13 protein-coding genes are annotated in these 13,421 nt (G+C 66.4%); 10 read left to right on the top strand and 3 right to left on the bottom strand.

The window, feature by feature from the left end; translation table 11 throughout:
* Positions 1-2: 2 nt before the first annotated feature.
* Positions 3-2,057: a TonB-dependent receptor gene (locus tag EJI00_RS14055; RefSeq protein ID WP_260590724.1), complete on the bottom strand. Its 2,055-nt coding sequence runs from the start codon at positions 2,055-2,057 to the stop codon at positions 3-5.
* A 128-nt stretch (positions 2,058-2,185) separates the two neighbouring features.
* Entirely contained in the window at positions 2,186-2,548 is a 363-nt protein-coding gene (locus tag EJI00_RS25600; protein ID WP_409514022.1) for a DUF2946 family protein, read from the bottom strand.
* A 74-nt stretch (positions 2,549-2,622) separates the two neighbouring features.
* Here EJI00_RS25600 and EJI00_RS14050 point away from each other — a divergent pair, with 74 nt between their 5' ends.
* The 7 genes from EJI00_RS14050 (at position 2,623) to EJI00_RS14020 (ending at position 8,842) form a co-directional block, all read left to right on the top strand.
* Positions 2,623-3,030 carry a Fur family transcriptional regulator gene (locus tag EJI00_RS14050; RefSeq protein ID WP_126748121.1) on the top strand — a complete coding sequence of 136 codons (408 nt, stop codon included), beginning with the start codon at positions 2,623-2,625 and terminating at the stop codon, positions 3,028-3,030.
* Between the two features lie 115 nt (positions 3,031-3,145).
* On the top strand, positions 3,146-3,358 hold the full coding sequence (locus EJI00_RS14045) for a hypothetical protein (protein WP_260590723.1): 213 nt from the start codon (positions 3,146-3,148) through the stop codon (positions 3,356-3,358).
* Positions 3,359-3,534: 176 nt separating this feature from the next.
* The gene (locus EJI00_RS14040; RefSeq protein WP_126748120.1) at positions 3,535-4,863 is read left to right on the top strand and encodes a C4-dicarboxylate transporter DctA; all 1,329 of its coding nucleotides are present in this window, start codon (positions 3,535-3,537) and stop codon (positions 4,861-4,863) included.
* Between the two features lie 8 nt (positions 4,864-4,871).
* Complete coding sequence (locus EJI00_RS14035; protein WP_126748119.1) at positions 4,872-5,579, top strand: GntR family transcriptional regulator; 708 nt, start codon at positions 4,872-4,874, stop codon at positions 5,577-5,579.
* A gap of 62 nt (positions 5,580-5,641) precedes the next feature.
* Positions 5,642-6,733, top strand: a complete 1,092-nt coding sequence (locus EJI00_RS14030; protein WP_126748118.1) for an AI-2E family transporter — start codon at positions 5,642-5,644, stop codon at positions 6,731-6,733.
* A gap of 164 nt (positions 6,734-6,897) precedes the next feature.
* Positions 6,898-7,335: a DUF2141 domain-containing protein gene (locus EJI00_RS14025; RefSeq protein ID WP_126748117.1), complete on the top strand. Its 438-nt coding sequence runs from the start codon at positions 6,898-6,900 to the stop codon at positions 7,333-7,335.
* 7 nt (positions 7,336-7,342) lie between these two features.
* Entirely contained in the window at positions 7,343-8,842 is a 1,500-nt protein-coding gene (locus tag EJI00_RS14020; RefSeq protein ID WP_126748116.1) for a carotenoid oxygenase family protein, read from the top strand.
* A gap of 22 nt (positions 8,843-8,864) precedes the next feature.
* Here the strand turns inward: EJI00_RS14020 and EJI00_RS14015 are convergent, their stop codons facing one another.
* Positions 8,865-9,767 (bottom strand): LysR family transcriptional regulator, encoded by a 903-nt coding sequence (locus EJI00_RS14015; protein WP_126748115.1) that lies wholly within the window; start codon positions 9,765-9,767, stop codon positions 8,865-8,867.
* 112 nt (positions 9,768-9,879) lie between these two features.
* On the opposite strand from EJI00_RS14015, the gene gcl reads away from it, so the two are divergent.
* Genes gcl through EJI00_RS14000 form a run of 3 tightly spaced genes read left to right on the top strand, consistent with a single transcriptional unit; the run spans position 9,880 to position 13,417 of the window.
* On the top strand, positions 9,880-11,673 hold the full coding sequence (gcl, locus tag EJI00_RS14010; RefSeq protein ID WP_126748114.1) for a glyoxylate carboligase: 1,794 nt from the start codon (positions 9,880-9,882) through the stop codon (positions 11,671-11,673).
* Between the two features lie 17 nt (positions 11,674-11,690).
* Positions 11,691-12,476 (top strand): hydroxypyruvate isomerase, encoded by a 786-nt coding sequence (hyi, locus tag EJI00_RS14005; protein WP_126748113.1) that lies wholly within the window; start codon positions 11,691-11,693, stop codon positions 12,474-12,476.
* Between the two features lie 32 nt (positions 12,477-12,508).
* Entirely contained in the window at positions 12,509-13,417 is a 909-nt protein-coding gene (locus EJI00_RS14000; protein ID WP_126748112.1) for a 2-hydroxy-3-oxopropionate reductase, read from the top strand.
* Positions 13,418-13,421: the final 4 nt, after the last annotated feature.

Here is a 13,421-nt window from a genome sequence, read left to right as displayed (position 1 = left end):
CCTCAGAAAAAATAGCGCATGGACGCGCCGACCTGTGTGCGCGGCTGCGGCGACACCAGCAAGCCGGCCGCGGTGCCGTAGGCGATGTCGCTCGCAAACCGCCGCGGCTGAAAGATCGCGAAGACCGAGAACTGGAACTGCTGCCAGTCGTAGGTTGCCTTGAGGTCGTAGCGGGTATAGGTCGGCATGGTCCGCAGCTGGGTCTGCGGCGTGCCTTCGTAGTACGGATTGCCGGACGTCAGATACGCGTCGGCATTGACGGTGAGCCGGCCTTCGCCCAGACGCCGGCGGTACTCCGCCCCCAGCTTGACCTGGTGCCGCGGCACCGACAGCCGTTCGCCGGTGTTGGGCAGCGGGTTGTTGACGCGCGCCTCGAGCACGCGGCCGTAGCTGCCGTAGACCGACCATGCGCTGTCGATCCGCAGCCGCGACTCGAGCTCGAAGCCCTTGCGCGTGGTCTCGCCCACAGACTTGAACGAGCCGTCCGCCTGCGCGACGATTTCATCCTGGTTGAGCGTGTGATAGACCACGCCCGAAGCGCTCCACGATGCGGTGGGCGACACCGTGAAACCCAGGTCATGGGACTTGACCTTCGAAGGCGCCACGTCGAACACCGTGCCACCCCGCGCGCCCAGCGGTCCGGTGGCGCCGCTGCTGCTGATCTGCTCCGCGGCGGGTGATCGAAAGCCCTCGGCAATGTTGGCGAAGATGTCGAGCGTTGGCGTCACGCTCCACACAGCGCCGATCTTCGGTGTTGTCACGGCACGGGTGTAGCCGGTGGAGGCAGCGGGCAGTTTGCGGTTTCCGATGTCGTAGTCGAACCAGTCGCGCCGCACACCGCCGAGCAGCTTGAAGTTCTGCGCGAGCTTGTACTGCCCTTGGGCAAACAGGCCATAGGTCAGCAGATCCAGCTCCTGGTTGTTGATGTAGCTGGCCGTCGGCACGCCATTGCGCCACACGCGGCGCAGCGCATCGCCCTTGTCGCGCCGCAGTTCGCCGCCCACGAAAAGCGAGGCCGCATCACCGAAGACGAAGTTCTGCGCCAGCCGCCCGCCGTAAAAATGGCGGTCGTCCTCGCCCACCGTTTGCAGCACGCTGCTCGTCGAGGTGCCGCGCACCCGTTCAAAAGTCTCGCCGTAGGCCGTGGCATACCAGCCCGCTTCGCCGCTGGCCGGTGTGCGATTGAAGACCAGTGCCGTGCGTTCGCCGCTGCCGAAGCCCGGCAGGTTGAATTGGGTCGATCGGGGGTCCACGGTACCGCGCTGCAGATCGGACAGCAGCAGGTAGCCGGGCGCTCTCGACTCGGAGCGGTAGTGGTTCACGCGCAGGCTGTACAGGCCATCGCCCAGCTGGGTCGAAAGCTTCCAGAACAGGTTGTCCCGCTCGATGCGGCCATCACGCCGATAGCTGTCGGTGCGGTAGGCATCGGCGATGAAGAGCGACTGCACGTTGTTGAAGCGGTTGGACAGCACCAGCGACCCGCGGCGCCCGCCGTAGCTTTCGAGCGAGACCCCGACGCTCGACGAGGCGGGAACCGTCTGCGTCGTGATGCCCACCGCGCCGGCGCGGTTCTGGTCTCCGTACAACGCCGAAACGGGCCCTTTGATCACGTCGATGCGCCCGATCATGTCCGGCGTCAGCCATTCAAGGAATGCCGGTCCATGGCCGGCGCCGGCCTGGCTCGACGGCATGTTCTGGGGCACGCCGTCCACGTACACCGCGGTGTCCGCGCCGTGCGTTCCCTGCGTGGCGAAACCGCGCATGCGAAAGCCGTTGCCCGTGTCGCCTTGGTCGATGTTGTTGGCGACCACGCCGGGCACGCGGCGAAAGATGTTCGAGATGTCCCGCCCGACGTTGAGCGTGCCGAGCTCTTCGGGCGTGATGACGGTGACGCCCGCGGGCAGGCCGGTGCTGTCGGTGGTGACTTGCGTGCGCTTGCCTTGAAGGTCGACACGGTCGCCTTCGGCGGTCACGCGCACTTCGTTCAGCGTTCCGGCCGGCGCTTGTGCCTGCGCTGAAGCAAGCAGCGGCGTCGCAAGGGCGAATGCGAAAGCCATGGGTGCCCGGCACCCCGGAGATGGTGAGTTCATGAAAGGAGGAAAGAAGACGTCAGGCAGCAGCCACGCTGGCGCGCGGCCAGCGTCTGCAACGAACTCGGACAGGCCGCGCGGCTTGCGCGGCGGCCTCAGACGCTCTGTGGCGGGCCCCGAGGCGAGGCGCCCCGATACACGGGGGCTGCAATGACGTGCGCCGGCGCCTGGCGCTGGCGCTGAAGACGTGCAGGCGGTGGGCTGGCCGGAAGCTCAGGCCTGGAAGCCAGCAGCACCTGATGGGCGTGCGCCATGCATCCGCTGCAATGGCAGGGAGCCTCGGCACCTTCGTCGCCGCCGTCTTCGCTTCCGCCATCCGCGCTGTGGAGATGCTGGAAATGCCCGGACGCCGAAGCCTGATGTCCGCCCCCCGTTTCCGCACCATGCGGCGTGCCCGCGCCCGCGCTGATGAACGCGACCGCAAGAACCAGCCAGAGGAGAAAACGAGAAATGCGCATGGCGGAAAAGCGTGGATCATAGCGACGAACCCGCTAATTGCAAATCCATTCTCATTTGCGATTACCATGGGCGCGTGGAACGTCATACACGCCAACGCGATTCGGTGCTGGCCGCGCTGTCCGACAGCCGGCGGTCTCTTACCCCGCAGGAGATCTGCGAGCTTGCGCAGCGCTCGGTCCCACGCCTGAGCCTTTCAACGGTCTATCGGCAGCTGAAGAGCCTGCTGGAGGACGGCGAAATCGTGGGCGTCGATTTGCCGGGCCAGGCCACGCGCTACGAGGCGCTGTGCGAGTCCGATCATGGCGAGCCCGGCCACCATCACCATCACTTCCACTGCGGCGGCTGCGGGCGCGTGTTTCCGATTCACGGCTGCCCCGGGCGCATGGAAGACCTGGCGCCCCAGGGTTTTCTGGTGCAGCACCACGATCTGACGCTGCACGGGCGATGCGCGGATTGCGCGAGTGCCCGCTCCCGCAGGTGACGCTGAGCATGCCTCGACAGGAACTCTGTGGGCGCTCTGGCGATCCTGGTGGCCGCAGTCTGCTACGCGCTGTCGAACATGCTGGGCCGACTCCATCAGCGGCTTTCTGGGGCAGATGGCCATCGCCGGAGCCTTCCGCCACGGCCAGGCCGCGGCCATCGCCCCCTTCGAATACAGCGCCCTCGCCTGGGCGCTTGTGCTGGACTGGGCATTCTGGCAAGCCACGCCCGATGCATGGACGCCGGGTGGCGGCGCGTTGATCGTTGCGAGTGGATTGTGGCTGGCGCGCATCGAGGTACCAAGGCCCGCGGCAATCCGAATAGGCTGATGCGCGCTGCAACGTGAGATGCAACGGGATCAACCTCACGCCGTATGCCGCGTCAATTGAATTCGTAGCCACCTCCCAGCCGGGAATACCCTGCTGCACTTCGACGTATTCTTGCCTACATTGCTTGCATACAAGATTTCCGCAATCTTGCATTCAACCCAATGGAAGGTTCCTCCATGCCCCGCTTCGTCAAATCCCTTTTCGGCCAGGTCGTCATCGCGCTGGTGCTCGGCGTGCTGGCCGGCCTCTTCGTGCCGGAGTTCGCCGTCAAGCTCAAGCCACTCGGCGACGGCTTCATCAAGCTGATCAAGATGATCATCCCGGTGCTGGTGTTCTGCGTGGTGGTGCACGGCATCGCGGGCGCGGGCGACCTGAAGCGCGTGGGCCGGGTCGGTGTGAAGGCGCTGATCTACTTCGAGGTGCTGACCACCATTGCGCTCGCCATGGGCCTGGTGCTGGCCTTCGTGTTCGAGCCCGGCGTGGGCATGAACGTGGACCCGGGCAAGCTCGACGCCGCCGCCATGAGCGCCTATGCCTCGAACGCCGACAAGCTCACCAGCGGCGGCACGGTCGAGTTCCTGATGAAGCTGATTCCCACCACGGTGGTCGCCGCCTTTGCCACCGGCGACGTGCTTCAGGTGCTGCTGTTCGCCGTGCTGTTCGGCTGCGCGCTGTCGCTGCTGGGCGAGCGCGGCAAGCCGGTGGGCGTGGTGGTGGACGCGCTTTCGCTGGTGCTGTTCAAGATCATGGGCATCATCATCAAGCTGGCGCCGCTCGGCGTGCTGGGCGCCATTGCCTTCACGGTGGGCAAGTACGGCATCGGCTCGCTCAAGCAGCTGGGCATGCTGGTGGCCCTCTTCTACGGCGCGGTGCTGGTCTTCGTGTTCGTGGTGCTCGGGCTGGTCATGCGCATGTCGGGCTTCAGCCTGTGGAAGCTGCTGCGCTACCTGCGCGAAGAGCTTGCCATCGTCTTCGCCACCACCTCGTCGGACAGCGTGCTGCCGCAGATCATGGCCAAGCTGCGTCGCATGGGCATTCGCGATTCCACAGTGGGCCTGGTGATTCCCACGGGCTACTCGTTCAACCTGGACGCGTTTTCGATCTACATCACCCTCGCGGCAGTGTTCATTGCGCAGGCCACCAACACACCCATTTCGATGGCGGACCTGCTGACCATCCTGGCCATTGCGCTGGTCACGTCCAAGGGCGCGCACGGCGTGCCGGGCTCGGCCATCGTGGTGCTGGCCGCCACGCTGCACGCGATTCCCGCCATACCGGCCATCGGGCTGGTGCTGGTGCTCTCGGTCGACTGGTTCATGGGCATTGCCCGCGCGCTGGGCAACCTGATCGGCAACTGCGTGGCCACGGTGGCCATCGCGGCCTGGGAGGGCGACATCGACCGCGAGCGCGCCCATGCCGTGCTCGACGGCTCCTACTCGCCCGACGACGAACCGCTGGCCGAGCCCGAACTGCCGACGGCGCCGCTGGGCGCGGGCGGCCGTTGAAAACAACGATGACCGCCGACGCCGTCAACCCCACGTCCATTGCCGAGCGGGTGGTCGAGGCCATCCTGGCGCAAAAACTCGCGCCGGGCGAGCGGCTGGGCGAGCAGGCGCTGGCCGAGAACTTCGCGGTGAGCCGAACCATGGTGCGCGAGGCGCTCATGCAGTTGCAGGCGCGCGGCTTCGTCGAGGTGCAGTCGCGCCGCGGCTGGTACGTGGTGGAGCCTTCGGCCGACGAAGCGCGCGATGCCTTTTCGGCGCGCCGCATCGTCGAAGCGGGCATCCTGGCCGAAAGCGAAGGCCGGCCGCTGCAAAAAGTCATACGCAAGCTGCGCGACCACATTGCCGACGAGCGGCGCGCCATCGAGGGGGCCGACGCCGCCACGCGCGCGTTTCTGCTGGCCGACTTTCACGTGTGCCTGGCCGAGCAGATGGGGCACCAGCTGCTGGTCGACGTGCTGCGCGACCTCACGGCCCGCACCACGCTGGCGGCCACGCTCTACCAGTCGAAGCACGAGGCCGGGCAGTCTTGCGCGGAGCACGGCGCCATCGTCGCCGCGCTGGAGGCCGGCGACACCGCCACCGCGCGCAAGCTGATGATCGACCACATCGGCAATGTCGAGCGTTCGCTCGAGGTAGACACCGCCGCCGCGCCCGACGCGCCGGCCCGCCTGCGCGCCACCCTGTCGCCGGTGGCGCTGCCGCGCGCAAGGCGCTAGCCGACTAGGCATTTCGACCGACACAAAGGTGCGTTCAGGCTCGGCTACAGTCCGAATCACCTATGAATTCACCCCAACTCCAGCGCGGCGTGTTCCTCGCCCTGCTCGCCATCGTTACTGTCGCCTTCCTCTGGGTGCTGATGCCGTTCTTCGGCGCAGTGCTGTGGGGGGTTGCGCTGGCCATCCTGTTCACGCCGCTCTACAAGCGGCTGCTGAAGAAAATGCCCGGCTGGCACAACGCCGCAGCGCTCTCGACGCTGGCCATCTGCCTCTTCATCGTGATTCTTCCGCTGGCCATGGTCGGGGTGTCGCTGGTGCAGGAAATCGTGCAGGTCACGCAGAGCATCCGTTCGGGGCAGATCAACTTCGCGGCCTATTTCCAGCAGATCCTCAACGCCATGCCGCAATGGCTGATGAACATCTTCGACCGCTTCAACCTGGGCGATATGGAAGCCTGGCAGGAGCGCATTTCCGCCGGCGCGGCGCAGGGCAGCCAGCTCATCGCGGGCCAGGCGCTCACCATCGGCCAGAACACCTTCGACTTCCTCATCAGCTTCTTCGTGATGCTGTACCTGCTGTACTTCCTGGTGCGCGACGGCTCGGCGCTTTCCAAGACCATGCGCGAAGCAGTACCGCTTGCCAAGCCGCACACGCACTACCTGCTCAACAAGTTCACGACCGTGATCCGCGCCACCGTGAAGGGCAACGTGGCAGTGGCCATTGCGCAGGGCGCCATCGGCGGTATCGCCTTCTGGCTGCTGGGCGTGCAGGGCGCGCTGCTGTGGGCTGTGCTGATGGCGTTTCTCTCGCTGCTGCCGGCGGTGGGCGCGGCGCTCATCTGGGGGCCGGTGGCCATCTACTTCCTTGCCACGGGCCACTTCTGGCAGGGCGGCATCCTGATCTTCGTGGGCGTGTTCGTGATCGGGCTGGTCGACAACATCCTGCGGCCCGTGCTGGTGGGCAAGGACACGCAGATGCCCGACTACATCGTGCTGATGTCGACCATCGGCGGCATGGCGATCTTCGGCATCAACGGCTTCGTGGTCGGCCCGGTGATTGCCGCGCTCTTCATGGCGGCATGGAGCCTGTTCGTGGAATCGGGCCAATGGGAAAACCCGCCCGCCGACGCGGGCGACGACAAGAAGAACAGCTGAACCACGCCGCGCCGCCGCCAGCCTGGAGCGGCTGGAGCGGGCGCGCCTTGCGCCTGCAGCGTGCATTTGGCGCGGGTGTTTTTGCATTTCGTCGCATGGCGCTGGGCAGCACAAGGCGCCTGCGGGATCGTCGGGACCTCCAACTTCCAAGACGAGGTCTCCCAATGCACTTTCTTGCCCTCCTGCCCCGGCCTGGCGCCCACGTCCTGTGCGGCGCCGTACTTCTCGCGCCGCTGGGCGCGCTTGCCGGCGACCTGAGCCTGAGCGTGGCCGACGGGCCCGCCGCCGAAGCCACGCTCTACGTGGCGCTGTACGACAGCGCCGCGGGCTTTGCCGGCAGCAAGTCGCTCGCGGCCCAGACCACGCCCCTGCGCGGCGGCGCGGCCCAACTCCGGTTCACCGGGCTGGCGCCCGGCCGCTACGCGCTGCGCGTGTTCGCCGACGAAAACGGCAACGGCAAGCTCGACACCAACCCCGTGGGCATGCCCATCGAGCGCTACGGCTTCTCGAACGACGCCAAGGGCAACCGCGGCGCGCCGGACTTCGAAGCCGCCGCGCTCAATGTCGAAGCCGACGTGCAGACCGTCATTCACCTGCGCTGAGGTTCGCATGGAACGACGCGAACTTCTGCGCCTGCTGGCAACGGCCAGCGCCCTGCCCCTGCTGCCCGCCCTTGCCCGCGCCGCCGAGGGCCCGGACGCCTGGCAGGCCGAATTCGATGCCGCCGGCACGCCGTGGAAATCCGGCTTCGCCACGCCGGCCGACGACCTGCCGCTCACCCGCGCCAAGGTGCGCGGCCGCTTTCCCGATGCCGTCGCCGGCACGCTGTTTCGCAACGGCCCCGCGGGGCACGACCTGGGCGGCCAGCGCTACCGACACTGGTTCGACGGCGACGGCATGGTGCACCGCTTCATGATCGAAGGCACTGACGTGCGGCATCAGGGCCGCTATGTCGCCACGCCCAAGCGCGTGGCCGAACTGAGGGCCGACCGCCGGCTGACCGAAGGCTTCGGCACCATGCCGCCAGGCGCCGAACCGCCAAGCTCACCGGACAGCATCAACGTGGCCAACATCAACGTGCTGCCGATGCAGGGCGAGCTGCTGGCGCTGTGGGAAGGCGGTTCGGCCACGCGGCTGGACGCGCGCACGCTGGAAACGCTGGGCGTGAAAACCTGGCGCCCCGATCTCGCGGGCATGCCCTTCTCGGCCCATCCCAGGGTCGATCCGGACGGCACCGTGTGGAACTTCGGCGTAAGCGCCGGCCAGAGCATGCTGGCGCTCTACGAGATCGCGCCCGACGGGGCGCTGCGCCGCGCAAGCGCCACGCCGGTGGCCGACCTGCCGATGATTCACGACTTTGCCGTGACCGAGCGGCACCTGGTCTTTCTGATGCCGCCGCTGGTGTACGACGGCAAGCGCAAGGAAGCCGGTGCGAGCTTTCTCGATGCGCATGTCTGGCGGCCCGAGCTCGGGATGCGCGTGATGGTGGTCGACAAGAAAGACTGGGACCGCCGCCAGCTACTGACGCTGCCGGCCGGCTTTCTCTTTCACGTGGGCAACGCCTGGGAGGAAGACACGCCCGGCGGCACGCTGATCCACATCGACTACATGCGCTCGGACAACCCCGACCCGGTGTTCACCACCAACCGCGAGGTGATGCGCGGGCGCTGGGTGAAGCGCGCCGACCCGCACCTGACAGTCGCCACGTTGAACCTGCGCACCGGGCGTGCCAGCCAGAACGCACTGGCGCTCGACGCCGAGTTTCCGCGCATCGATCCGCGCCGCGTTGGCCTGCGCCACCGCCACCTGATCCACGCAACACAAGGCATGCCGGACCGCCCCGGCTTTGCCGCGGTGGCGCGCACCAACGTGGAGACCGGCCGCAGCCAACGCTTTGCCTACGGCAAGCAGGCCATCGTGGAAGAGCACGTCTTCATTCCGGATGGAACCAAGCCAGGCTGGGTTCTGGGCACGGTGCTCGACTTCGGCCAGCAGAAGACCCTGCTCTCGTGCTTTGCGGCCGACAGGTTGGCGGCCGGCCCGGTGGCGCAGGCCACGCTGCCTTATGCGCTGCCGCTGGGCCTGCACGGCGCCTTCGTGCCGGCCTGAAAGAAGAAGATGGTGGAGCGCGTCAGCCGCCCCACCACCCTTCGGCAAACCGCCCCTGCAGAAAAGCCACGAAGCCCGACACCTTGCCCGGCACCAGCTTCGGCGAGGGAAAGACGGCGTGGATTTCCTGCTCGGGCAACGCATGGTCGCCGAGCACTTCGATCACCTTGCCCGAGGCCAGCGATTCGCTCGCCACGTAGCGCGGCATGAGCGCAATGCCCAGGCCGTCGCGCGCCGCGGCCAACACCGCGGAAAGGTTGTTCGAGCGAAAGCGCCCGGAGACCGGCACCGTCACCGGATCGCCCTTGGGCGTGTGCATGCGCCAGAACTCGTCGCCCACCACGCTGCTGTAGATGAGCGCCACGTGCGCGCTCAGGTCCTGCGCGCGCTTGGGCGTGCCGTGCTTCTTCAGGTAGCCCGGCGCCGCCACCATGGCCCAGGGGTTGGTGCCAAGGTAGCGTGCACCCAGCGACGAATCGGCCAGCTTGCCCATGCGAATGGCCACGTCGATGCCCTGTGCAATCAAATCGACATAGCGGTCCTCGAAGCTCAGGTCGAGCTGCACCTGCGGATGCCGGCGCATGTACTCGAGCGCCAGCGGCACCACCACCCGCCGCCCGAAGGCCACCGAGGTGCCCACGCGCAAGAGGCCCTGGGCCTGGTTCTGCCGCAGCTGCACGATGCTTTCGGCCTCCTCGGACTCGCGCACGATGTTCTTGCACTTTTCGTAGTAGAGCGCGCCGGGTTCGGTCAGGCTCACGCCGCGCGTGTTGCGGTTGAGCAGCCGCACCTTCAGGCGCGCCTCGGTGGCCGCAACCTGCTTGGTGACGGTGGGCTGCGTGGTGTGGAACTCGAGGGCCGCTTTCGAGAAGCTGCCGGTCTCGACCACGCGCACGAACATTTCCATTGCCAACAATCTGTCCATGGTCGGCATCCTAATCATTTATTCCAATCTGGAATAGGCTATATGGTCCACAGCCGTCTTCTTCGAATGGCCCGTGCTTCCTACAGTGGGCTCCACTCAAGGAGACAGTCCAATGGCAAAGATGAAAGCGGTTCAGGCCGCAGTACTGGTGATGGAAAAAGAAGGCGTGACGCAGGCCTTCGGCGTGCCCGGCGCGGCCATCAACCCGATGTATTCGGCGCTGCGCCAGCGCGGGAGCATTTCGCACATCCTCGCGCGCCACGTCGAGGGCGCTTCGCACATGGCCGAGGGCTACACCCGCGCCGTGGCGGGCAACATCGGCGTGTGCATCGGCACCTCGGGGCCGGCGGGCACCGACATGATCACGGGCCTGTATTCGGCCTGGGCCGATTCGATTCCCATCCTCTGCATCACCGGCCAGGCGCCCCGCGCACGGCTCTACAAGGAAGACTTCCAGGCGGTCGATATCGAGTCGATCTCCAAGCCGGTCACCAAGTGGTCCGTGACCGTGCGTGAGCCGGGTCAGGTGCCGCAGGTGTTCCAGCAGGCCTTTCACCTGATGCGCTCGGGCCGCCCCGGCCCGGTGCTGGTCGACCTGCCCTTCGACGTGCAGATGGCAGAGATCGAGTTCGACATCGACGCCTACCAGCCGCTCGTGCCTTACAAGCCCGCCGCCACGCGGGCGCAGATCGAAAAAGCCATCGGCATGCTCAACGCGGCCGAGCGCCCGCTGATCGTGGCCGGTGGCGGCATCATCAACGCCGATGCGTCCGACCTGCTGGTGCGCTTTGCCGAGATCACCGGCGTTCCGGTGATACCCACCTTGATGGGCTGGGGCGCGATTCCCGACGACCATCCGCTGATGGCGGGCATGTGCGGCCTGCAGACCAGCCACCGATACGGCAACGCGACGATGCTCGCCAGCGACTTCGTGCTCGGCATTGGCAACCGCTGGGCCAACCGGCACACGGGTTCGGTCGATGTGTACACCAAGGGCCGCAAATTCGTGCACGTGGACATCGAACCCACGCAGATCGGCCGCGTGTTCACGCCCGACTTCGGCATCGTGTCGGACGCCAAGGCCGCACTCGAGCAGTTCGTGGCCGTGGCCGAGGAGATGAAGGCCGCGGGCAAGCTGCCCGAGCGCCGGCAATGGGCAAAGGATTGCATCGAGCGCAAGAAAACCATGCTGCGCAAGACCAACTTCGATGAAGTGCCGATGAAGCCGCAGCGCGTGTACCAGTGCATGAACAACAACTTCAGCAACGACACCTGCTACGTGAGCACCATCGGGCTCTCGCAGATCGCGGCTGCGCAGTTCCTGCATGTGTACAACCCGCGCCACTGGATCAACTGCGGCCAGGCCGGGCCGCTGGGCTGGACCATTCCCGCCGCACTGGGCGTGCGCGCCGCAGACCCGTCGCGCAAGATCGTCGCGCTCTCGGGCGACTACGACTTCCAGTTCATGATCGAAGAGTTGGCGGTGGGCGCGCAGTTCAAGCTGCCTTACATCCACATCGTGGTCAACAACTCGTACCTCGGCCTCATCCGCCAGGCGCAGCGCGGTTTCGAGATGGACTACTGCGTGCAGCTCGCGTTCGACAACATCAACGCGGGCCCTGATGCGGGCATCGAGAGCAGCTACGGCGTGGACCACCTGAAAGTGGTCGAGGGCCTGGGCTGCAAAGCGATCCGCGTCAACAAGCAGGAAGAGATCGCACCAGCCATCCAGCGCGCCGAAGCGCTGATGGCCGAGTTCAGCGTGCCGGTCGTCATCGAGGTGATGCTCGAGCGCGTGACCAACATCGCAATGGGCACCGAGATCGACAACATCACCGAGTTCGAGCCCCTGGCCGAACACCCGGCCGATGCACCGACGGCCGTTGCGGCCGAGATGCTGGACTGAGCAAGGAGACACGCACCATGCCCAAGTTTGCAGCCAATCTCACGATGCTCTTTACGGAGCTGCCGTTCATGCAGCGCTTCGAAGCCGCCGCCAAGGCAGGCTTCGAAGCGGTGGAATACCTGTTTCCCTACCCCTTCGAAAAGAAGGAGCTCACTGCCGCGCTGCGGGCCAACGGTTTGCAGCAGGTGCTGCACAACCTGCCCGCCGGCGACTGGGACAAGGGCGAGCGCGGCATTGCCTGCCACCCGGACCGCACCGGCGAATTCCGCGAAGGCATTGCCATGGCCATCGACTACGCCACGGCCCTGGGCTGCCCGCAGCTCAACTGCCTGGTCGGCAAGCTGCCGGCCGGCGTGAGCACCGAGGCCGCGCACAAGACCGTGGTCGAGAACCTGCGCCTTGCTGCCGGAGAGCTCGAGGCGGCAGGTCTCCGGCTCTTGATCGAGCCCATCAACACCTTCGACATTCCGGGCTTCTTTCTCACGCGCACCGACCAGGCGCTGGCGTTGATCGACGAGGTGGGCTCTTCCAACCTGCGGGTGCAGTACGACATCTATCACGCGCAGCGCATGGAAGGCGAGCTCGGCAATACGCTGTCGAAGAACCTCGCGCGCATCGGCCACATCCAGTTGGCCGACAACCCCGGGCGCGGCGAACCGGGCACGGGAGAAATCAATTACCCGTGGCTCTTCGGGCACATCGATTCGATCGGCTACGACGGCTGGATCGGCTGCGAATACAAGCCGCGCAGCGACACCGTCGACGGTCTCGGATGGCAGCAGGCCCTGACGCAGCAGAAGTGAACCAGACAACAGCATCCAAGGAAACTGAAGACATGTCGCAATCTCAAAAAATCGGATTCATCGGCCTCGGCATCATGGGTGCGCCCATGGCGGGCCATCTGCTCGAAGCGGGCTACCAGCTGTTCGTGAACACCCAGGGCAACACGCCCGAGCCTTTCATCTCCAAGGCGACCATCTGCGCCTCGGCCGCCGACGTGGCGCGCCAGGCCGACGTGATCTTCATCATGGTGCCCGACACGCCCGACGTGGAGAAAGTGCTGTTCGGCGAGCCGGGCACGCAGGGCGTGGCCGAAGGCCTGAAGGATTCGCGCGGCAAGATCGTGGTCGACTGCAGCTCCATCGATCCGATTGCCACCAAGGGTTTCGCCAAGCGCATCATCGCGCTGGGCTGCGGCTACATCGACGCGCCGGTTTCGGGCGGCGAAGTGGGCGCCAAGGCCGCAAGCCTCACCATCATGTGCGGCGGCGATGAAGGCACCTTCGGCCAGGTGCGGCCCCTGCTCGAGAAGATGGGCAAGAACGTCACGCTGGTCGGCAACGTGGGCGACGGCCAGGTCTGCAAGGTGGCCAACCAGATCATCGTGGCGCTGAATATCGCGGCCGTGGGCGAGGCGCTGCTGTTCGCCTCCAAAGCCGGCGCCGATCCGGCCAAGGTGCGACAGGCGCTGATGGGCGGCTTTGCCAGCTCGCGCATTCTCGAAGTGCATGGCGAGCGCATGATCAAGCGCACCTTTGCACCGGGCTTTCGCATCTCGCTGCACCAGAAAGACCTGAACCTGGCGCTGCAGAGTGCGCGGGCCCTGGGTGTGGCCCTGCCGCAGACGGCGGGCGCGGCGCAGCTGATGAATGCCTGTGCGGCCCTCGGCCATGGCCAGCAGGACCACTCGGCGCTGGTGCGCGCGCTCGAGGCGCTCGCCCAGCACACCGTCACGCCGGACTGAGCCT

This window comes from Variovorax sp. DXTD-1 (assembly GCF_003984625.1).
GTDB lineage: Bacteria > Pseudomonadota > Gammaproteobacteria > Burkholderiales > Burkholderiaceae_C > Variovorax.
Note: the sequence above shows the minus strand (reverse complement) of the source record. Positions and strands in the feature narration are given on the sequence as shown.